The organism is Dyadobacter sp. OTU695, from assembly GCF_038440355.1.
Taxonomy (GTDB): domain Bacteria; phylum Bacteroidota; class Bacteroidia; order Cytophagales; family Spirosomataceae; genus Dyadobacter.
Window position 1 is genome coordinate 1 of sequence record NZ_JASATN010000006.1, and the last position, 20557, is coordinate 20557.

The window sequence follows — 20557 nt, forward strand, 5'->3', positions numbered from 1 at the left end:
CCTTTCGAGGCCCTTTTCTATGAAACGGTAAAGATCTACATTCAGATAAGCGTTTCTGCCATTTGCAGGAAGATCGCTCTCTTATAATATTCAGGATCGTATTTGATGAGTACTTGAGTGCCTTTGCGGAGAGAATCGTATTTTGAATAAGGAAGTACCTCCCGCATTTCCGAAACAAAATCGTTCCCAGCTTTCGCCTTCACCTGTACCTGCACCTGAAATTCCGGCAGGTTATTGAGGTATTCACCCGTCGGCCGGATGGCCAGCACGGTGGCGTTCGCCTGAACGCCTTCTTTGAGAATCTTCTTCTTTCTCTCCTCTGCGATCCGCTTGCGAATAGACGATAAAGTCCAAAAAGCTACCATGCAGGCCAGAATAAGTGTAGCGCCGATTTCCCTGTTATTCATTTCCACAGCTAAATTTTAGTTAAGAGTGTGATGTCCAAAAATAATGGATTAACTCTACAAAAAGTACTATTTCATTTATTGAACGGTCGATCTTGTGATCAAAAGGCAAAAGTCATTCGTTTGAGCCAAGTATTTCACGGTAAAAAGCAATTCAGTTACAAAAAACTTACCCACACTGCAAGTCGGTCGAAAGGTTGCTTTAATAGTATTTTTTTTATAAAATTTATTAAAATGACGACTAATATCAGAATGGCATGATTTTCCTGAGTTGGAAAACCTATTGATCAACCCTTATTCACCATGTCAATGGAAATCAAATCGAACCACTCGACCGGCAACCGTCCAGAGGGAGACCGCATCTTGGACGCTCCATATGTTTTCACCGATATTCCCATGTATATCGACCAGCTCAGATCGGAAAAATCCTGGACAAAGAATGACCGAAATGCCATTACTGTCTACAAATCGGACAAAACCACCATTGTCATCGCCATCCTGAAATCGGGCGCGAAGGTCAATGACCATTCGATTGATGAGTGCCTTACATTCCAGGTTTTGTCGGGGGAACTGAAAGTGGAAACTGAGGGCCGGGTATTTTACACCACAAATGGCCAAATGATGTCCTTCCACGCACACGTCCCTCACTCGATCAGCGCGTTGGCGGATTCGGAAATCCTCATCACCACTTACAAGGAATGATGCCGGATGGCTGGCAGAGTTTTTGATCGTACCGGCCAAAAACTAATCAGCCAATTATGCCATCAACGATTGTCATGCAATGCAGTCAGGCGCTCTCAGAGCGCCAGCTTACGATTGCATTCGTCGAAAGTGCCACCGCCGGCCGGCTTTCCGCCGAGTTTTCCATGTGCCCCGAATCGGGAAGCATACTAAAAGGCGGTCTGGTGTGTTACGACGCCTCATTAAAAGAAAGTATACTGCACGTACCCAAGGACATGCTACGCCATTTCACGCCCGAGAGTGCGGAAGTGACACGTGAGCTCGCCGAGCGGCTTCAAACCTTTATTCCGGCCGACCTCCACATAGCCGTCACGGGCCTTACCTGTCCCGGCGGGAGCGAAACGCCCGAAAAGCCGGTTGGTACCATGTTCGTCCATCTCTGCACAAGGAGAAAGTCTGTGGCGATCCGGGAAGTATTCTCCGGCTCGCCGGAGGAAATCGTGCTGCAATGCATCGATCGGATTGCCCTGCTTATTCTCTCAGAAATTCCCGTAGCCAGCGATCAGGTATGAAAATCGGGGTTTGCCCGAGTGATCCTGCGCCACCCCGCAGGCAAGGTGCCCCAACCTGAATGCGGATTCTACCAGGAAAAAACATGACAACTAATCCGAACAATTCAATAGTTAAAAAACGAGGCCGGTTGATAGCCGGCCTCGAATGTTTGCTGATGAAAAGCAATTTGTTGAATGCTTAGTGATATACCTTCTCCGAATCCCGGAGCCGCTTGATCGTATCGTGACCACTTTTCAGCGTCGCTTTCTGGCGCGTGATCAGCGCCCGCAGTTCAGGCGTTAATTCATCCGATTCAAGCGCTGAATCGTAGGCTTTTTGCGCGGCGTCTTCACCAAATTCTGAATTTTCCAGTGAAGTTTTGCGGCCATCGCTGCTGAATGCGGCCCGGACGTCCATCCATATTCGGTACAGCTTACCTGATACCATAGTACCCGTAGCCGGTTCGCCACCCAATGCCTTAACTTCTCCGCTTAATTCAAGCACATTGTCACGGCTATGGTTCGCCAGGCTATTGTAGAGCGAGCGAAGGTCTGTGTCGCTGGTCTCGGTTTCGTCGTAAGCTTTTTCGTAGCCGACGATGCGGTCGTTGTTGATCAGGATCAGGTCATTCAGAGTTTCTATGATTGCTGCATTTTGTGACATGATGTTTCATGATTAGTGATGCGGCACTGTGTAAAAACTATTGTTCCATTGCGTTAAGGAGCCATATGGCGCCAACTGTCTATGATTTTGTGGAGGTTTTTGCGCCGTATATGCAGGTAATGAGCCACTTACTGACTCCGGCCAGCGCTATTTTTCACTAAGCTTCCTTCTGACCTTGCTCAGAAATTCAGGAGAAAAACCAAGGTATGAAGCGATGTAATGCTGCGCAACACGCTGTGGAATAGCCGGATAGCGATTGAGAAAGTCCAGGTACTTTTCGACCGCGCTGGTAGAGATAGTCCTGAACAGCCGTTCCTGCGTCTGCGCCAGGTTGCGCTGCACCATAAGGCGGAACATCCGCTCAAAACCCGGAACATTCGCCAGTAATTTCTCCTTGGTTTCCGGTGTCAGGATCAGCACTTCACAATCTTCGAGCGTCTCGATATAAACGTGGCTGGGCGTCTGGTTATGAAAGCTGGTAATGTCGCTTACCCACCAATCCTCGACGGCAAATTGCAAGGTTACCTCGGCTCCTTCGCTGTCGATATAATACGTGCGGATGCAGCCTTTAAGAATGTAAGCTTCAAATTGGCAAACCTCGCCTTGCTGTAACAGGAAAGTTTTTTTGGGATATGATTTGAATTGAAGTAACGAGTCGAAATATTCCAGGTTCTCCGCGGTGAACGGCAGACACCTCAGTGCATAGTTGTTAATCTTTTCAAACATAATCCGGTTGATAGGTTAGCCTCCGGCCAACGCGTGCCGGATCTCAGAATAAAGCAGCCCGCTACCGCCCCCGAAGTGGCGTAAACAGACAATGTTCGGGTCAATGGAGCGGCACAGCGACGTTATTCGTTCACCGGTTTCCTCATCAACACCGACGCCCAAAAGTACTAAATCGATCGAATTTAAACGAAGTACCTCTTCGGCTTCTTTGAAAGAACCGACCGGAATACCGTGCCAGGATTCGTTCTGATTGATCAACCGGATAATCGTTTCCAGGATTTCAGGATGGTTGGCTATTGCCAAAATATTGATTTGCGACATGTTACGAATCGATTTGCCGGCCGACCCAGCCGGCGGGTTGATATTCTACCATTTTTCGGGAACCTCCATCAATAGCAGGAAGCTTTTCTCCGCCGCCTTTATCGACACTGGCGATCCGGGCCAAAACCCATAGCCGTCACGCGCAGAAAGCAGTTGACCATCGACTTCAATATTTCCTTCAATCACAAACACATATAGACCATTTCCGTCTTTTTTAAGCTCATAACTGGTTTCGAAACCCTTATCGAACTCGCCCAGATGAAACCAGGCATCCTGATTGATCCAAACACCTTCGTCGTCCGGATCGGGTGAAAGGATTTGCTGAAAGCGGTTGTGCAGGTCGGCCGAGGCGTATGCTACCTGATCATAACGGGGCTCCACATTCAGTTTATTGGGATATAACCATATCTGAAGAAAACTTACCGGCTCGTCCTGATCCTTGTTAAACTCTGTATGATAAACACCGGTGCCGGCGCTCATTACCTGGATTTCGCCCCGGCGAATCAAAGCCGTATTTCCCATACTGTCCTGATGCTCCAAAGTGCCTTCGAGCGGGATCGAGATGATCTCCATGTTGTCGTGCGGGTGCCGGCCGAAACCTTTGCCGCCGTGGACGGTATCATCGTTCAACACCCGCAATGCACCAAACTGGATGCGCTGCGGGTCGTAGTTTCCATGAAAACTAAAAGTCTGGGCACTTTTGAGCCATCCATGGTCGGCGTAGAAACGCGACGCAGCCGGATGCAGAACGGGGTTTTTCATGATTTCTTTAAAATCGTGTTGTTCACTAATTGAACTTCTTCTCCTGAAATTGTGTGCGGCCTGCCGGGATAAATCACCTGGTTAACGATTGCATTCATATCTTCCAGCATCGTGACGCTCTCCTGCACACGCGACACGGGCACATGAGGATCAGGATTACCGGTGGATATGAATACTGGTGTCTGCTGGAAATCCCCCTTGTAATTTCCGATCGCCAACTCCTGGCCGATCAGACCTCCTGTAAAAGCAATAATCCCGCCATATCTCCGGGCATTGCGTGAAGTATATTCCAGGGTCAGACAAGCGCCCTGAGAAAAACCGGCGAAATAGATTTGACTAGCAGGAATACCGGCCGCTTCTATTTCAGCGACAACGTCGCCGACGAGTGCCAATGCCGAGTCCAGCGCAGGCTGGTTCTGCGCAACCGGGGCCATAAAACTGTATGGGTACCAACTGTTATTAGTCGCCTGCGGCGCATAAATCGCTATATCTTCCAGTTTCAAAACCTTTTGCAGGGAAATAATATCGGCAGCAGTCCCGCCCCGGCCATGCAGCATAACGATCGCCTTTTTGGCCTGCTGCACAGGCAGTCCGCTTGTGATGAATTGTTTGTTATGGGTGTACATGACAGTTTTGAATTTTGAATGATTGAATGACTGAATGATTGAATAGATTTTATTCGGTCATTCAATCATTCAATCATTCGACATTAATTAAGTACCGGCAACACTTTCACGATCTGCTCTCTGCGAGGTTCGTACTGAGGAGGGAGCATTAAACCTGAACCCAGTTGCTCGACAGTTTCATCAGTTGCAAAACCGGGATTGTCGCTGGCGATTTCGAACAAAACACCACCTGGTTCGCGGAAATAGAGCGAATAGAAGTAGTTTCTGTCGATCTTATCGGTAATCTGCAATCCTGCGTCCAGTACTTTTTTACGGAACTCCATCAGGATATCGTCATTTGCAACGCGGAATGCAATGTGGTGAACCGAACCTTTGGCCACATGACCTGCCCTTTCACCGGGAGCCTCTACCAGATCGACGATATTTGCATTTTCAACCGCGTCGGTAACAAACCGGAAGCGGTTCACGTGCTGCTCGGCCAGTCGGTAGCCGAATATATCGGTCAACACTTTGGCAGTTTCTTCGATCTTGTTCGTGGTGATCGTCACATTATGGAAGCCGCGTGTCGCATGTTCCGCACCCACCTCGGAAGTCGTCCAGGGAATCCGGTTATCTGTGATTTTGGGTACCGTGAGTTCAAACTTCAAACCGTCGGGATCGAGGAAAGTCAGATATTGCTCCCCGAATTTCTCGGCAGGTTTGTTATAGGTTATTTTGTTGGCATCCAGTCTTTTCAACCAGAAATCCAGACTTCCCTCTGGCACAGAATAGCCGATCTCGGTTGCCTGGCGGGTTCCGCGACGGCCTTCGGGAATTTGATTACCCCAGGGAAAGAAGGTCAGGATTGAGCCGGGAGTACCGTTTTCATCCCCGTAGTAAAAGTGGTAAGTATTAGGATCGTCAAAATTGACGGTTTTTTTCACCATTCGGAGTCCTAATACCCTTGTATAAAAATCGTAGTTAGTTTTAGCGTCACCAGCGATGGCTGTAATGTGGTGGAGGCCGTTGATTGTATTTTCCATTGTCTTGTCCAGTTAAGATGTTTCTTTCTTTTTGATGATACAAAGGTACACCCTCAGCCAGGGGCAGGGCATTGAACTAGGACAAGAAAACAGAAGCTTTTAAAAATTATTCGGCTGTACCAACGCTCGTGAGCACATGATCATCCTCCACCACCCGGCCCGCGGACTTTGCGGCTTTCAGATATACACTCATCGGGTATTTCCCTTCGAATACAGGATCCGTCTCTACCATAGGCACTTTCAGCCGGGCGTGCTTGATGCTTGCAAGGTCCGAAAGCGAGACGTAGCTCAGTTCCGGATTACCCTGTCCCAGGTCGCAAAGGCCGAACGCGATATTGCTGACCGGGTCTAGTTCGGAGAGAAGCCAGACGGCCTTGCCATATTTGGAATGTAGTTTCACAACGGGCGCATGATCCTTTGCAAGCTGGTTTTGGACCTCTTGCGCATTGTGGATCATAATTTCGATCAGGTTTTGCGGGATCATTTTTGACATGCGGCAAATTTAGGGCTTTTTCCCGTGCGCCATAAAATAAATGGACACTACATTCAGCGCGTTTTAGATCACTTATTTGCCTACCTTTCCGTAACTATTATCCTTCCACAACTTCCCGCGAAATTACGTATACGCTCCATTTCGGAATGTGCAGGTATTTTTTGGCATTTTGAGTCGCATTAAAGTAGAATAAATTCTATACATCCAACTAAAAAATTACGTATGAAAAGAAATCTATCAACCTTCATTTTATTACTCATTCTATTAAGCGCGTACAAAGCCCTGTCCCAGGTTGTAGTAACCTTTCCGACAGAGCGGGCCGTTTTTCAGCGCGACAATGCAAATGAAGCCGACGTATATATAGGCGGGTACGTGACGCAGCCCTTTCAGAAGATCGAAGTAAGGCTTACGCCCCGCGTTCCGGGTGAGGGACAACAGTTTCCTGCCGATGGAAGCTGGACGACGCTCGACGACCAGATTTCCGCGGGTCAGTTTATGGGATTTGTCCATTTGAAAGGTGGCTGGTATCAACTGGAAGCGCGAGGTGTCTCGTCAGGGGGTACTTCGGCTGTCACCACACTGGCGCGTGTAGGTGTAGGCGAGGTATTTGTAGTGGCCGGGCAGTCCAATTCAACCGGCGGTGACTCGAACCCCAACGGACCTGGCGCGGCGTACGATCAGGTCAATAGCGTCAATTTCCAGAATGTCGATCCTTCCACGTCTACCATCACACCTTACCCGAACGTGCAGCTCCCCTGCCCCGAATTTGTTCACCTCGATGCGAATGTCAAGACCGCACCGTTCGGTAATTATGCGTGGTGCTGGGGCTCGTTTGGCGACAAAATCTATGAAAAGCTGCGGGTACCCGTTATGATATTCAATGGCGGCTGGTCGAGTACCGGAATCGATAACTGGAAACAGAGCATCGACCCTAATGGAGTAACCACCAGTCCATTCGGTTACACCTTCCCGGCGGGCCTGCCATTCGGGCATTTGCGACTTGCCCTGAACAACTACATTGCCCAGTTGGGCGTGAGAGCTGTTTTGTGGCATCAGGGCGAAACAGATAATTTCATCGAACAACCCGGAGATAATACTTACAACAGGTACTTATCCGCGCTCTGGGACGTGGTAAATGCCAGTCGCAACCTTACGGGCAAGCCCAACCTGGCATGGGTCGTGGCGCGTGCCTCGAGGTTTACCGTCAACGGTGCCACGCGCGTCTCCAACAACGTCGTAAATGCACAGAACGAGCTGATCAACAAGGACGGTCTCTATCCACACGTATTTCAGGGCCCCGAAACAGATCCCTATTACAGTATCGAATACCGTCATGACGAGATCCATTTCCGCGGCGACGGCGTCACACCTTCACCAGACGGGCAAATCTATTCCGGGTTGATCCACCTTGCAGGCTTTTGGGCAGATAAGATCACACCAGATTTTCTAAGCCAATCGGCCCCGTACTCAGCCACGCCGCCACCGGTTGTGGGCGCCACCTACGTGTCCGGCAGTTCGCAGGTCACATTCACAGGCCCGTCGCTGCCGGGCGATCATCAGTACAACTGGCTCAACGCCGGCGACTGCAACCAGGTACAGAACACGGCGCAGCAATGGACTGTCGGAACAGGTTTGTATAAACTGAAAGTCATCGACCCCAACCGCAACACCATTTTCTCACCGGCATTGAACGTATTGGCAACCCCTCTTCCGGTGACCTGGCAATCGTTCAGTGCGCGCATGGGTACCAATGGGCGCGTAAGGCTCGACTGGGCGACTGCCTCCGAGGTGAATGCCTCCCATTTTGAAGTCCAACGAAGTAACGATTCGCGCGTTTTTACGACGATAAAGAGTATAAATGCGATGGGCAATTCGCTAAACAGCTCCTTTTATCACTATGAAGACGAATTCCTTCCCAGGGGAACCTACTATTACCGCCTGAAAGAAGTGGATGCCGATGGCCTGTCCGATATGACCCGCATTGTGAGTGTCCGTGTCGAAGGAAATGAAACAGTGCGCATTTTCCCGAATCCCGCTTCCGATCTGATCAACGTGGAATCATCGCAGGCATTAAACCGCATTGATATTTTTAACAGCACAGGTAAATTGGTGCAAAGCGCTCAAACCGGGGAGAAATCCATTCGGTTGAATACCGCTGGTCTGCCAAAAGGACTTTATGTGGTGTCTGTGGACGGCCGCGAGCTGAAAATTGTGAAATAGTCAGGCCCACGTCACCGCAAAAGCCTCCCGCCTGTATTCGAGCGGGCTCATACCGCGGTGTTTTCTGAACGTTTTAATGAGATGGCTGTCGTCTGTAAAACCCAGTTCGGCAGCTATTTCATTAATACGCATATCGCTGTGTTTCAGACGGATCTCCACCAACGCTATTTTGTAATTGATAATATAATGCTGCAAGGTCTCGTGCGTGTGCTTTTTGAAGTATTCGCTCAGGTAATTGAGCGACAGGTTAAAGTGCGACGCAATGCGCTCCGCACGCAGCATTTCCGGGTTGTAAATATTTTGGTGAATGTAATGAATAATGTCTAGGGAAGTATTCTGGGCAAGCTTGGTCTTCTCCGGGATGTGTGTTGTGATATTTCTTGCAACGACCGTCAATAATGTATTAAGCAGCTGCTGGACAAGCTCGGTATGCAGCGTTTGCCTGTTGGAATACTCCTGCCTAATCGCCTCCATCAGTGCCCTTACCAGCGGCTTGTCATGCACATTGCGGAGGATACAGCCCTGCAAGTGATTGTTGTTGTGGAAGATATATTCCAATTTATGAATCCAGTCGCCCAGGTTGCTGTGCTCATCCCGGGCTTTCTGGGCGTTCAGATAAATGTTATTGAAGCGGATAAACATAAATGAAGTCGTTTCCTTCACCTCGGTATAATGCAAGTCCATAGGCATTGCCAGAAACAGGTTTTCCTTCTGGTACCTAAACTCGTTCTGGTTGATGTGATAAACCCCTGCCCCGTCAAACATATATACCAACTCGATAAAGGTATTCTTATGCTCCTTAATAGGGCATTCATCGACCGTTACCAGAAGAACATCGAAAGGCTGATGGATATGATGGATATGCATACCGGCAAAGGTACCGATTTAACCCAAATTTTTACAACCAGAAAATACCGGCGGCCTTCGAAATTTGCACACATCAAATCAAACTATTGCAAATCATGAAAGCCATCACATTAGCAAAAAACGGAGGAGCCGAAAACCTGATATTAAGCCAAATTCCTACACCGGAAATCAACGAAGACGAAGTGCTTGTCCGCGTGAAAGCCATAGGAATCAACCCGGTCGATGCATTTGTCAGAAACCATCCATTTGCGCTTGACATGTTCTTGATGCCGCAGCCTGGTGAAACGGTCATAATTGGCTGGGATATTTCCGGTATTGTCGAAGCTGTCGGTAAAAAGGTTACGCAATGGAAAGCGGGCGACGAAGTTTTCGGAATGGTCAACTTTCGGGGGCACGGCAAAGCATACGCCGAATATGTGGCAGCCCCTGCCGACCAGCTTGCATTGAAGCCAGACAGTGTATCTCACAATGAAGCGGCAGCAGCCACACTCGCCGCGCTGACGGCCTGGCAGGCGCTAGTGACCTACGGAAAAGTAAAGGCCGGAGAAAAAGTATTGATCCACGGGGCAGGCGGGGGTGTCGGCCATTACGCCGTGCAAATCGCAAAGCATTTGGGCGCCCGCGTGATCGGAACAGGCTCCGCCGGCAAAAAAGATTTCATTCTCGGCCTCGGCGCAGACGAATTCATCGACTATGCTGCCGTCAGGTTTGAAGACCTCGTCAACGACGCAGACCTTGTGATCGATCCGCTACCGGGTGACCACATATTCCGCTCGCTGGATGCGGTTAAGGAAGGAGGCAGGATTATAGCACTGCTGGTGCCCTTTACCGGTGAACAACTGGTCGGCAAGGTCCAGGAAAAGAAGCTTTATGCCCACACGCTGAACGTTGCTTCTAACGGCGGGGACATGCAACAATTGGCCAGGCTCCTCGACTCCGGCGCGGTACGCTCCCATGTATCGGCAGCCTACCCTTTTGAAGAACTGGCCAAAGCGCATGACGCAATAGAATCCGGAAAAACGCTTGGAAAGATCGTGGTAACCCTACCCTGATGCAGATTATGCCCTTTTGGCGCGTTGCACATCCGCGGCACGCCACTTTGGCATTGAAAGCCTGCTGGATAGCTTTTTGAATGGGCGCTATTAAAACAATACCCAGCAGCAATGGACACCTTTTCAACTATGATCATCGGCGCGGTTGATCAGATCAAAAACGCCGTTGTAAAAATCGATATATTCAAGACAGTCAACGGAAAAATCCGCCCCGCAGGATCCGGATCAGGATTCATCTTCTCTTCGGACGGGCTTATCTTCACCAACAGCCACGTGGTCGACGGAGCGGAAAAGATCATGGTGAGTTTGCTGAATGAGAACGAGATCGAAGCGACGCTGATAGGGAAAGATCCCGATACCGACCTGGCGATCCTGAAAATTTACACGCAGGGTTATTCCGTTGCCAGACTCGGCGATTCAGGAGTATTACAGATCGGACAGTTCGTGATCGCGATCGGGAACCCCTATGGTTACCAGCACACGGTCACCACAGGCGTGGTAAGCGCCCTGGGCCGTACCTTGCAAACACAGTCGGGACGTTTTGTCGATAATGTAATCCAGTCGGACGCGGCGCTGAACCCCGGCAACTCGGGCGGCCCCATGATCAATACCGACGGCGAAGTGATCGGTGTGAACACGGCTGTCATTCAGGGTGCGCAGGGGCTGAGCTTTTCTGTGGATATTAATACTGCAAAAGAGATTGCGCGGCAACTTATCCGCGACGGAAAGGTATTCAAGGCGTACCTGGGCTTACAATTACAGGATGTTCCGGTCAATGAACGAGTTCGCCAGCATCATAAGCTTCCCAACCACCACGGGATTTTTATCACGCGTATCGAGCCGGACACGCCAGCATCAAGATCACAGCTTCTGGAAGGCGACATTATCGTTTCATTCAACGGTAAGCCCGTGAGTAATTCCAATGAATTGTTCAAAGCACTAACCAGCCGTGACATTCTCAGCATGACAGACATTTCGGTAATCCGGCACACGGAGCTGCTCAATTTCATCATCGTTCCGGTTGAGAAGAAGGCTTAGCCTCGCGTAAATGGCTAAAAGGTGTTTCAATCAATTTGATTTGAAGCACCTTTTGCATTTTACAGATTGTCTCCAGCATCAGATTCTCCGAGCGGTTCCCCGTACTTTCCCCTCGCGGCTAAACAGAGAGATTTATGCACTGACAGAATACCAGGGCGCTTTTTCAATTTAAATGGAATGAAAAACTACACTTTCTGTGTTGTGTAACCTGTTGCAATTAGTTTGACAAAATTCCTTACAGGTTATGAACTGGATTACCATTAGCAGTGAACAAGAAGTAGATAGCATTTATCAGTCGGCCGATTACTCCATCATCTATAAACACAGTCCCCGCTGCGCGACCAGCCTGATGGCTTACCGGCAGCTTAAATCAGAAGTGAATGCCGCTTCCCATATTGAAATACCTATTTATATCGTAGATGTGATTCAGAACCGTAAAGAGTCTCAGGCCATCGCCAGCAATTTTGGCGTTGAGCACGAATCTCCCCAAATTCTGGTCGTTAAGGGCGGGCAATGCGTTTACGACGCTTCTCATGAAGACGTTTCCTTACGTGACTCCCTGGCTTCTTTGAATTAAGGCTCATCCAAGGACCATTACCCAGGCAACCTGTGTTATCAAAAAATATTTTATGGATTATTTCCATTAATAAGGAAATAATCCATAAATTTGTCTCATCAACAAACAGAAACTATGACGGGCCTGCATTATTCGATCGTCTCCGAAAAAATGGTATGGATTTGGTACTATGATGATTTCGGAGGTAAGCACCTCAAAGAGTTGCTTACCGATGATGCAGTTGCCTTCGTCAGGCGTGAAGGTGAAGGAAAAGAATCCGGGTCCGGGTTCATTGGAACGGATTTTTTTAAGACATTATAAAACAACAAATTAAACCTAGGCTTATTAACACTTCATCATATACAAACGCAGAAGAGCAGCTTTCAGGCTGCTCTTTTTGCATAATGCCCTCCTCCGGAGTTTGAGAACAAAATCATACGCTGCCCGATGCACGCATTTCAAGACGGATTGCCCACTTCCTCAGCAGCACAACCAGATCGTCGAGGATCACCGGCTTGCTGAGATAATCGTCCATTCCGGCCTCAAAACATTTCTCCTTGTCCTGCTGCAAAGCATTGGCGGTCATGGCAATGATAAAAGGATGTTTGGTATGCTCTGCCCTAATCCGCCGGGTAGCCTCCAGTCCGTCCATTTGCGGCATCTGCATGTCCATCAGGATTACATCATAATCGTTTTTTTGCATTTGATCCAGAACTTCCAGCCCGTTTTGTGCCAGATCCGCGCGGTAACCGAGCCTGCTTAGCGTGTTCATGATCACAATCTGGTTCACCTTATTATCTTCTGCAACGAGGATCGACATCGGAAACTGCCCGGCAAAATCTGAATGTAGTTTTCTTCGCGAATCGTCGCTGTCCGGACTGGTGGCTTTCGGTTCATGTATGTCCTGAGCGATTTTCGCCGCAATCGAAAACCGAAACTTACTTCCCTTGCCAGGCTCGCTCTTCACTTCAATGCCGCCGCCCATGAGCGCTGTCAGTTTTTCACAGATTACCAATCCAAGGCCCGTGCCCCCGTATTGCCTGCTTGTTGATGAATCGACCTGCGAAAAAGGCTTAAAAAGCTTGTCGAGCTTATCTGCAGCAATGCCGATGCCTGTGTCGGTAACTTCGAAGCCCAGCCGGACATCCTTATCCTCTTGCGCGATCACGTATACATGCACATGCACCTCGCCCCGCGGCGTGAATTTCACGGCGTTGCCTACCAGATTGGTCACGATCTGGCCAAGTCTCAGGCGGTCTCCCACGATGTAGGACGGCACATTATCATCAATTTTCAATGTCAGGTTCAACAGCTGGGTAACCGTTTTGGCCCTGAGAAGGCTCATCACTTCGGTAATGCAGGTCTTCAATCCAAACTCGTTTTCTTCGAGCTCCATATTCCCCGATTCTATTTTGGAAATATCGAGAATGTCGTTGATCACGTTCAGCAAATCCTTCCCGGAAGTCTGGATCGATTTGGTAAAATTGCGCTGCTCCTCGGTGAGCTCGGTTTCCGCCAGCAGGGATGCGAGCCCGATCACCCCATTCATGGGCGTCCGGATCTCGTGGCTCATAGTCGCCAAAAAGGCGCTTTTGGCCCGGTTTGCCAGTTCTGCCTTTTCCACGGCCATTTGCTGTTCGCTTATCGCGCGTTCGAGCTGCTTGGTCCTTTCCTGGATCTGCTGCTCCAAAACCCGCTTCTGCTTACGGATCGTGTAAGTTCTGATCTGATATAAGGCCACGATCATCGCTACAATCACGATGACGCTCAGCAAGCGGAACCACCAGGTCAGCCAGAAAGGCGGCGTAATGACCAGTTCGACGGCCACACCCGTTTCATTCCACAAACCGTCGTTGTTCGAAGCTTTGACTTTAAATGTATAGGTACCCGGATCGAGGTTGGTGTAGGTCGCCGTACGCTTGTTGCCCGAGTAGTTCCAATCTGTATCGAAACCTTCCAGCATATAGGCATATTGATTCTTCTCGGCCACGGTATAGCTCAATGCAGCGAACTCGAACGTGATCACCGATTGGTCATGAGAAATGGTAATGTTTCTGACCTCGCTGATCTGCTTATTCAAGATATGATCGTCAGCGCCGGTAACAACCTGGCGATTGAATATCTGAAAATCGGTGATGTAAACCGGCGGAACGAAGTCATTGTACCGCAGTTTGTCGGGGTAAAAGCTGATGAAACCATTGATACCCCCGAAATACATCTGCCCGTCGGTGGTTTGAAACCGCGAATTATCGCGGAATTCGTTACCAGGAAGGCCGTCATAAACCCCGTAAGTTCTAAATACCTTGGTATGAGGGTTAAATTTGCAGATGCCTTTGTTCGTGCTAAGCCACAAATTCCCCTTACTATCGCGCTGAATGCCAAAGACGACATTACTTGCCAGCCCGTCCTTTTCACTAAACGACTTGAATGCCTGCTTTTTCTGATCGAAATAGCAAAGTCCGCCGCCCACCGTACCTATCCAGAGATCACCGTTTTCCGCTTCCAGAATCGATTGTACCTTGTTATGGGAGATGCTCGACTGGTTCTTCGGATCATTTCGGAAATGTTTAAAACCGCTGCGGTCGGGTAAAAGAAGGTCGAGGCCATTGAAGGTCCCTACCCATATATTTCCGTTCTTATCCTGATAAATCGTCGCTATGATGTCGCCACTGATACTTGCAGGATCGCCCGTATTGTGCCGGTAATGCGTGTATTCTTTTGTTTTGACATCGTAAAAATTGAGTCCTCCCTTCCATGTTCCGATCCAAAGGTTGCCATCACGGTCCCTGGTCATATTGTTGACGTCCAGAATTGAAAGGCTGTTAGGGTTATTTTTTTCAGGAATATGATGCTCGACTGCCTCCGTCTTTACATTGAAGAAATCAAATCCACCATTATGAAAACCCAGGCCAAGCACGTCCCGTGAAACCCAGATCACAGAGATCACATAGTCGTTGGAAATCGAGCGGGGATCTCCCTCCCGGTGCCGGTAGAAAGTAAAATTCTTCGTTTTACGATTGAACCGGTTCAGGCCGCCCCCATCGGTACCGATCCAGATGTCGTCGTTGGTACTATCGCCACAGATAGCAAGTACTGTATTGTTGCTCAGGCTGTTCGGGTTACCGACTTTCTGACGGTAGGAATCGAACTTGGGGCCGAACTTAGGTAGATATGATACGCCGCCGGCATAGGTACCGATCCACATATTCGCTGCATCGTCGCGGTAAATGGCGTAAACGGAGTTGCTGCTCAGAGAATAGCGGTCGTCGGGGTTGTTGCGCACAGTGGAAAACCGGTTCATGACCGGATCATATATGCTGATCCCGCCGTTTTCGGTACCTATCCAGAGCTTTCCAGCGCCGTCGGCAGCCATTGAAAGAATATCATTATGGGCCAGACTCCATGGATCTGCCGGATCATGCGCAAAATGCCTGTCAATTTCACCCGACGGATTGAGCACCGAAACGCCCCCGCCATGTGTCCCCACCCAGAGATTCCCTTTCCCGTCGGGATAAAGTACCTTAATCCAATCGGACTTCTGTGCGCTGCCTGTACCGGCGCCCGGCCCGTAAGCGGCAAGTGTGCCTGATTTGAAATCCAGCTTAAACAAACCCTTTTCCGTCCCTACCAAAAGCACATAACCTTTACCCTCTGCTATGCTGGTCACAAATTCGCTACCCGAACGTATACCCATGCCTGAGTACCGGTAAAGCTGATAGGTGCCGCGTTTGCGGTCAAAAAGGTAAAGACCTTTGTCGGTACCGAGCCAGAGGCGGTTACGGCTGTCGCGGAATATGGTATTGATCGCCAAGCCATATCGCGGATGCGGGTAATGTATAAAGCGATCCGTCAGCCGATCGTAACTGTCAAGGCCGGTGGATGTGCCCACCCACAGTGTTCCTTCCTCGTCTTCCAGCAGCGACAATACAAAGCTGTCATGAATGGATGCCTGGTTAGCTGGATCGTGCTTATAATGCGTGTATTTGTAGCCGTCAAACCGGTTCAGGCCGTCTTCTGTCGCAAACCACATGAAGCCCCTGTTATCTTTTAAGATGGCGCTGACATGGCTTTGCGACAGTCCCAGTTCGGTGGTGAACCGCCGGAACCTGGGTGCAAATTCCTGGGCGATCACATCCTGAAAGCATAGGAAGCATAATAATACAATCTTATACAAGATCGCTTTCATGGCACTTCTTTCAATTCTGGGTAAGGAACGTCGATTATCAGATTAAATGTAGAAAAATTATGACCTAATGCAACATTTAAAGTCATTCTTACTCCTTGGGCTATACGAATATTAGCCATTTATGAAAAAATTACTACTCAGCCTACTGATTCATGGACTTGCTTTCTCCGGTTTCGCACAGACGTACACGGTAAGCGGCGTTGTTAAAAACCAGCAAAATGAGACCATCGGATTCGCCGCCGTTTCTATCAACCAATCCAAAGACTCCACCCTGGTTAAAGCCGACGTCGCCGATGAGCACGGCGCATTCAAACTCGGCAGCATCCCCGACGGCAGGTATTTTGTACGTGTGTCGGCGGTAGGCCAGCAAATGTATCAATCTGCGATGTTCGACGTAGCCGGCCTGGATGTCAGTTTGCCACCGATTTCGATGCTACCCGAAGCGAAGCAATTGAATGAAGTGAAAGTGACCGGCACCAAGCCGCTCATCGAAGTCAAAAACGACCGGATGGTTTTCAATGTAGAAGCGAGCATTAACGCCACTGGCTCTAATGCGCTCGATCTGCTGCAACGATCCCCGGGCGTGCAGGTCGACCGGGACGAAAATATTCTGGTGCGGGGCAAAACCGGGGTACGGATCTACATCGACGGCCGGCCTTCGCCCCTGGCCGGGAAAGATCTCGCCTCCACATTAAAGAGCATGAACTCAGCGGATATCGAAGCCATTGAGATCATCACGAATCCATCCGCTAAATTCGATGCAGCGGGCGACCTCGGCATTATCAATATCCGTTTGAAGAAGAATGCCAAGCTCGGTACCAACGGTAATGTAAGCCTCGGAGGTATGTTTGGTATTACTCCAAAATACAATGCATCGGTAAACCTGAACCACCGCGACAAGAAGCTGAATGTATTCGGCAACTATGGTTTCAACCAGGGCGCCTGGCACAATACCACCTACGACGATCAGATTCTCAACAATGTAGCCTACAACAAACTGTGGCACGGCATCTGGCGCGATACCACGCATAGCGCTAAAATCGGCGCCGACTATTTTATCAATTCCAAAAACACGCTTGGTTTCAGCGCAAACGGCCGCATTAGCAACCACAATGGCGGCGGGGAAAGCGAGACCTTTATCAGTAAGCGCAACAATCTGACAGCCGACTCGCTGATCCTGTCATCGCGGACATCCAACCCGGAGAAGAACAAGAACCTGAACCTGAATATCAACTACCGCTATGCCGACACGACCGGCCACGAGTTGAATGTCGACGCCGACTATGGCCGGTTTTCTTCGCGCGGGATCAGCTACCAACCCAATAAATACCGCTTCCAGACCGGCAGCGACGAGCCGATCGAGCGGAATTATGTTTCGAAAACGCCCGTAGATATCACAATCAAATCATTCAAAATCGATTATGAGCAACCATTCAGGAAAGGGAAGCTCGGCTATGGCGTCAAACTTTCGGACGTCAAATCAGACAATACATTCAATTTTTACAACGTATTACAGAACGTTGAAGTGATTGATACCAACCGCAGCAACCGGTTCAAATACCTCGAACGCGTATATGCGGCTTATATCAACTACAATATCTCGCTAGGTAAAAAATGGGATATACAAGCGGGGGTTCGTGCCGAGCATACCAAATCGCTGGGCGACCTGACCAGCTACAAGCATAACGACCTGGACAAAGTCGATACCACGTATCTGAATTTTTTCCCAAGCGGCGCCATTTCGTTCCGGGCTTCGAAGAACCACACCTGGAACCTCAATTACAGTCGCCGTATCAATCGCCCGAGCTACCAGAACCTCAACCCTTTCGAATACCGCATCGACGAGCTGGTGTATTCGAAGGGCAATCCGTTCCTCAAACCCGAGTATGCCAACAGTTTCAAACTTTCGCACGTATACAAAGGCATACTCACAACTTCATTCGGCTACCGGCGCACCAAGTTCCCTGTGGTTGGCCTGCGCATTCCCTACGATAGCAGCCGCACCTATTTCATCACCGAAAATCTCGACTATTCACAGGGTTTCAGTCTCGATATAAGTCTTACCACGCCGATCACCAAATGGTGGGAATTGAATTTCAATGTCAGCGGATACCACAATCTGTGGAAGGCCGCGCTCGACAACGGCATCATCGTCAACAACCGGACGACCGCATTTAATCTCAACGGCCAGAACACTTTCAAGCTCAAAAACAGCTGGACAATCGAGCTCTCGGGCTGGTACAACTCGCCCTACCGCCGTATCGACTACAACTGGCAAATGGGAATGGTGGATGTGGGAGTCCAGAAAAAATTCTGGAAGGATAATGCCAGTTTAAAGGCCACATTCAGCGACGTTTTCCATACTGCACGCGGCGGCTATACATCGGCATATGCGGGAATCGAAACGCGCCTGCGGTTCCGCTTTGAAGGTCAGATGCTGCGTATTAATTTCAACTACCGTTTTGGAAGCAAGGAAATCAAAGCAGCACGCAGCCGCAGGTCGGGGTCGGAAGATGAGTTAAACCGCATCAAAGGATAGAGCTCTACAAACGTCAATTAATATTAATTCTACTTGCGTTTAATGGATTCGCGTACGTTATATTTGCAGGAACGAAACCCTACACGTCTTGCCTCTCAAAGATTCGATCTATCGAACATGGACTTACCTATCCGGTGACCCGTCAGTCTTTCCCCTGAATGCACGGATATTCCATTCGGTATGCCTGATATCAACCTTTGCACTGACTTATAATGTACCATTCAACTATGCGATAGGACTGCCCAAAATAGCATTGGCCAGTCTTATCGTTTTATTAATTACCGTCGCGTTGTATTACGCGTCGCGGTTTAAAAACAGAAGCAGTGTCAGCACGTTATTGGCCAATATCGTCGGGCTTGCGCTGTTCATCGTTAACTATTTCCTTAATTCGGGTCTAAGCGGGCCTACCGACCTGTTTTTCCTGCTTTTCCTGCTGCTAAGCATTGCTATTTCCCCCGTCCAACAATACAAGGTGTGGATCCCGGTTAACGTAACGATGCTGATCATTCTCAATCTGATCGAATTATACTATCCTCATCTGGTGCCGGAAACCTATACAACCCGCTCTAACCGCTTTGTCGATCATATGTCGGCTTACGCGGTAGTGGCGGCAATTACCTACTTCTGCATCGATTACATCAGGGGAAGTTATGAAAGCGAAAAGTTATCGGCACTGGAAAAATCAAAGGCGATCGAGCTGCAAAACTCTCAGATCGTCAAACAGAATGAGGAGCTCGAAAAACTGAATGCAGAGAAAAACAAGCTGATGTCCATTGTCGCTCACGACCTCCGCTCACCGCTGGCCAGTATCCAGAACTTCCTCGAACTTCTGACACAGCACGAACTCGACGAAGAACAGAAGCTCGATATCGAAAATGACCTGCTCAATTCGACTAAGAACACCATGGCCATGCTCTCCAAGCTGCTGGACTGGTCCAAATCGCAACTGCATGGTGTTTCGGTGCATATGGAATATCTGAAAGTCCAGGAGCTCTTTGAACCTACCCTGAACCTGGAACGCGACATCGCAGCCCGCAAAAACATCAGCCTCGACTATTATTTCGACCCATCGGCGCGCATTTACGCCGATAGTGACATGATGCAGCTTATCCTGCGGAACATCGTAGGAAATGCGATCAAATTCACCGGCATGGGCGGACATATTATCGTGAAAGCCCAGGCGCAGGGCAAGAACTGCCTGATTTCCGTACAGGACGACGGCATCGGAATGTCGGAAGAAAAACAGCGATCGATTTTTTCGCTGAACGTAGAATCTACGTTCGGGACCAACAATGAGAAAGGGGTTGGCCTGGGGCTGATGCTTTGCATGGAGTTCGTCAAAGCCCAGAACGGCCGGATCTGGCTGGAAAGCAGGCCCGGAGAGGGGACCTGCTTCTACATTTCGGTACCTATGTTCGACAAGAACAAAGTGCCGCAGCCCAATTTGCTCTGATCACGCGCAACCGGGTACCTCGGCGAGACCATGGTAAATTTTCAACCCGCGCTCGCGACCGATCCTTACATCTTCGTCGGCCCCCTTGGACTCCCCTTCCAGCCTGAGGATCGCATCGCATTTCTCCAACAACCGGCCTGCTACCGGGTACAAAATCTCTTCATACGGCGCATCCCCGGGCACCTTGGAACCTGCCAGTTCCAACAGCGGCAAGGCAATCCATTCCCCTATCACCGGTAAGTGACCGGCGCGAAATAGTTGCAAGGTCACCGATTCGAGCTTGTCGAGGTTTTTACGCATTAAAACAGGGTCATCGTTCGTACCCGACCGGTAGGGTCCGGCAACCAGGATCATTAATCCACTCATGGCTAATTGTGATTAAAAATGAAATAACTT

General features: G+C 49.3%; 20 protein-coding genes. 9 read left to right on the forward strand and 11 right to left on the reverse strand.

All coding sequences use genetic code 11. The annotated features are described in order from the left end of the window. Positions 1–41: 41 nt before the first annotated feature. The gene (locus AAHB90_RS13135; RefSeq protein ID WP_342085629.1) at positions 42–407 is read right to left on the reverse strand and encodes a hypothetical protein; all 366 of its coding nucleotides are present in this window, start codon (positions 405–407) and stop codon (positions 42–44) included. A 300-nt stretch (positions 408–707) separates the two neighbouring features. Here AAHB90_RS13135 and AAHB90_RS13140 point away from each other — a divergent pair, with 300 nt between their 5' ends. Beyond that, complete coding sequence (locus tag AAHB90_RS13140; RefSeq protein WP_342085630.1) at positions 708–1106, forward strand: hypothetical protein; 399 nt, start codon at positions 708–710, stop codon at positions 1104–1106. A gap of 56 nt (positions 1107–1162) precedes the next feature. Then, the gene (locus tag AAHB90_RS13145) at positions 1163–1657 is read left to right on the forward strand and encodes a CinA family protein (protein ID WP_342085631.1); all 495 of its coding nucleotides are present in this window, start codon (positions 1163–1165) and stop codon (positions 1655–1657) included. Positions 1658–1835: 178 nt separating this feature from the next. Here AAHB90_RS13145 and AAHB90_RS13150 read toward each other — a convergent pair whose 3' ends face one another. The 7 genes from AAHB90_RS13150 to AAHB90_RS13180 all read right to left on the reverse strand — a co-directional run bounded on the left by AAHB90_RS13150 (position 1836) and on the right by AAHB90_RS13180 (position 6250). Beyond that, positions 1836–2300: a PA2169 family four-helix-bundle protein gene (locus AAHB90_RS13150; protein WP_342085632.1), complete on the reverse strand. Its 465-nt coding sequence runs from the start codon at positions 2298–2300 to the stop codon at positions 1836–1838. A 147-nt stretch (positions 2301–2447) separates the two neighbouring features. Then, positions 2448–3026 (reverse strand): Crp/Fnr family transcriptional regulator, encoded by a 579-nt coding sequence (locus AAHB90_RS13155; protein ID WP_342085633.1) that lies wholly within the window; start codon positions 3024–3026, stop codon positions 2448–2450. Positions 3027–3041: 15 nt separating this feature from the next. Then, positions 3042–3347, reverse strand: coding sequence for a response regulator receiver protein (locus AAHB90_RS13160; protein WP_342085634.1), 306 nt, complete (start codon positions 3345–3347; stop codon positions 3042–3044). Between the two features lie 45 nt (positions 3348–3392). Then, positions 3393–4109 (reverse strand): pirin family protein, encoded by a 717-nt coding sequence (locus AAHB90_RS13165; protein WP_342085635.1) that lies wholly within the window; start codon positions 4107–4109, stop codon positions 3393–3395. Continuing rightward, entirely contained in the window at positions 4106–4735 is a 630-nt protein-coding gene (locus tag AAHB90_RS13170) for an alpha/beta hydrolase (RefSeq protein WP_342085636.1), read from the reverse strand. Before AAHB90_RS13170 ends, AAHB90_RS13165 begins: the two co-directional genes overlap by 4 nt. An 83-nt stretch (positions 4736–4818) precedes the next feature. Continuing rightward, positions 4819–5757: a ring-cleaving dioxygenase gene (locus AAHB90_RS13175; protein ID WP_342085637.1), complete on the reverse strand. Its 939-nt coding sequence runs from the start codon at positions 5755–5757 to the stop codon at positions 4819–4821. Between the two features lie 106 nt (positions 5758–5863). Next, positions 5864–6250, reverse strand: a complete 387-nt coding sequence (locus AAHB90_RS13180; protein WP_342085638.1) for a DUF2958 domain-containing protein — start codon at positions 6248–6250, stop codon at positions 5864–5866. A 222-nt stretch (positions 6251–6472) separates the two neighbouring features. Between AAHB90_RS13180 and AAHB90_RS13185 the strand changes: the two genes are divergently transcribed. Next, the gene (locus AAHB90_RS13185; protein WP_342085640.1) at positions 6473–8470 is read left to right on the forward strand and encodes a T9SS type A sorting domain-containing protein; all 1998 of its coding nucleotides are present in this window, start codon (positions 6473–6475) and stop codon (positions 8468–8470) included. Here the strand turns inward: AAHB90_RS13185 and AAHB90_RS13190 are convergent, their stop codons facing one another. Continuing rightward, positions 8471–9337 carry an AraC family transcriptional regulator gene (locus AAHB90_RS13190; protein WP_342085642.1) on the reverse strand — a complete coding sequence of 289 codons (867 nt, stop codon included), beginning with the start codon at positions 9335–9337 and terminating at the stop codon, positions 8471–8473. It lies immediately after the preceding gene. Between the two features lie 95 nt (positions 9338–9432). Here AAHB90_RS13190 and AAHB90_RS13195 point away from each other — a divergent pair, with 95 nt between their 5' ends. The 4 genes from AAHB90_RS13195 (at position 9433) to AAHB90_RS13210 (ending at position 12304) form a co-directional block, all read left to right on the forward strand. Beyond that, entirely contained in the window at positions 9433–10389 is a 957-nt protein-coding gene (locus AAHB90_RS13195) for an NADP-dependent oxidoreductase (RefSeq protein ID WP_342085643.1), read from the forward strand. A gap of 111 nt (positions 10390–10500) precedes the next feature. Continuing rightward, a complete protein-coding gene (locus AAHB90_RS13200) occupies positions 10501–11427 on the forward strand; it encodes a S1C family serine protease (protein ID WP_342085644.1) in 927 nt (308 codons plus the stop codon). A 244-nt stretch (positions 11428–11671) separates the two neighbouring features. Beyond that, positions 11672–12004: a bacillithiol system redox-active protein YtxJ gene (gene ytxJ / locus AAHB90_RS13205; RefSeq protein ID WP_342085646.1), complete on the forward strand. Its 333-nt coding sequence runs from the start codon at positions 11672–11674 to the stop codon at positions 12002–12004. Between the two features lie 90 nt (positions 12005–12094). Continuing rightward, entirely contained in the window at positions 12095–12304 is a 210-nt protein-coding gene (locus AAHB90_RS13210; protein ID WP_342085647.1) for a hypothetical protein, read from the forward strand. Positions 12305–12416: 112 nt separating this feature from the next. On the opposite strand, the gene AAHB90_RS13215 is transcribed toward AAHB90_RS13210, so the two are convergent. Then, positions 12417–16169 (reverse strand): two-component regulator propeller domain-containing protein, encoded by a 3753-nt coding sequence (locus AAHB90_RS13215; RefSeq protein ID WP_342085648.1) that lies wholly within the window; start codon positions 16167–16169, stop codon positions 12417–12419. Between the two features lie 121 nt (positions 16170–16290). On the opposite strand from AAHB90_RS13215, the gene AAHB90_RS13220 reads away from it, so the two are divergent. Together AAHB90_RS13220 and AAHB90_RS13225 are read left to right on the forward strand one after the other, a co-directional pair. Beyond that, positions 16291–18708, forward strand: coding sequence for a TonB-dependent receptor (locus AAHB90_RS13220; RefSeq protein WP_342085649.1), 2418 nt, complete (start codon positions 16291–16293; stop codon positions 18706–18708). An 88-nt stretch (positions 18709–18796) separates the two neighbouring features. Then, positions 18797–20161: a sensor histidine kinase gene (locus AAHB90_RS13225; protein WP_342085652.1), complete on the forward strand. Its 1365-nt coding sequence runs from the start codon at positions 18797–18799 to the stop codon at positions 20159–20161. Here AAHB90_RS13225 and AAHB90_RS13230 read toward each other — a convergent pair whose 3' ends face one another. Continuing rightward, entirely contained in the window at positions 20162–20527 is a 366-nt protein-coding gene (locus AAHB90_RS13230) for a DUF4406 domain-containing protein (protein WP_342085653.1), read from the reverse strand. Between the last annotated feature and the right edge of the window lie 30 nt (positions 20528–20557).

Coding starts and splice junctions, on each gene's coding strand:
- ytxJ (WP_342085646.1), top strand. CDS start 11,672: ATGAACTGGATTACCATTAGCAGTGAACAAGAAGTAGATAGCATTTAT.
- AAHB90_RS13220 (WP_342085649.1), top strand. CDS start 16,291: ATGAAAAAATTACTACTCAGCCTACTGATTCATGGACTTGCTTTCTCC.
- AAHB90_RS13190 (WP_342085642.1), bottom strand. CDS start 9,337: ATGCATATCCATCATATCCATCAGCCTTTCGATGTTCTTCTGGTAACG.
- AAHB90_RS13170 (WP_342085636.1), bottom strand. CDS start 4,735: ATGTACACCCATAACAAACAATTCATCACAAGCGGACTGCCTGTGCAG.
- AAHB90_RS13150 (WP_342085632.1), bottom strand. CDS start 2,300: ATGTCACAAAATGCAGCAATCATAGAAACTCTGAATGACCTGATCCTG.
- AAHB90_RS13185 (WP_342085640.1), top strand. CDS start 6,473: ATGAAAAGAAATCTATCAACCTTCATTTTATTACTCATTCTATTAAGC.
- AAHB90_RS13175 (WP_342085637.1), bottom strand. CDS start 5,757: ATGGAAAATACAATCAACGGCCTCCACCACATTACAGCCATCGCTGGT.
- AAHB90_RS13160 (WP_342085634.1), bottom strand. CDS start 3,347: ATGTCGCAAATCAATATTTTGGCAATAGCCAACCATCCTGAAATCCTG.
- AAHB90_RS13195 (WP_342085643.1), top strand. CDS start 9,433: ATGAAAGCCATCACATTAGCAAAAAACGGAGGAGCCGAAAACCTGATA.
- AAHB90_RS13230 (WP_342085653.1), bottom strand. CDS start 20,527: ATGAGTGGATTAATGATCCTGGTTGCCGGACCCTACCGGTCGGGTACG.
- AAHB90_RS13180 (WP_342085638.1), bottom strand. CDS start 6,250: ATGTCAAAAATGATCCCGCAAAACCTGATCGAAATTATGATCCACAAT.
- AAHB90_RS13215 (WP_342085648.1), bottom strand. CDS start 16,169: ATGAAAGCGATCTTGTATAAGATTGTATTATTATGCTTCCTATGCTTT.
- AAHB90_RS13165 (WP_342085635.1), bottom strand. CDS start 4,109: ATGAAAAACCCCGTTCTGCATCCGGCTGCGTCGCGTTTCTACGCCGAC.
- AAHB90_RS13140 (WP_342085630.1), top strand. CDS start 708: ATGTCAATGGAAATCAAATCGAACCACTCGACCGGCAACCGTCCAGAG.
- AAHB90_RS13145 (WP_342085631.1), top strand. CDS start 1,163: ATGCCATCAACGATTGTCATGCAATGCAGTCAGGCGCTCTCAGAGCGC.
- AAHB90_RS13200 (WP_342085644.1), top strand. CDS start 10,501: ATGGACACCTTTTCAACTATGATCATCGGCGCGGTTGATCAGATCAAA.
- AAHB90_RS13155 (WP_342085633.1), bottom strand. CDS start 3,026: ATGTTTGAAAAGATTAACAACTATGCACTGAGGTGTCTGCCGTTCACC.
- AAHB90_RS13135 (WP_342085629.1), bottom strand. CDS start 407: ATGAATAACAGGGAAATCGGCGCTACACTTATTCTGGCCTGCATGGTA.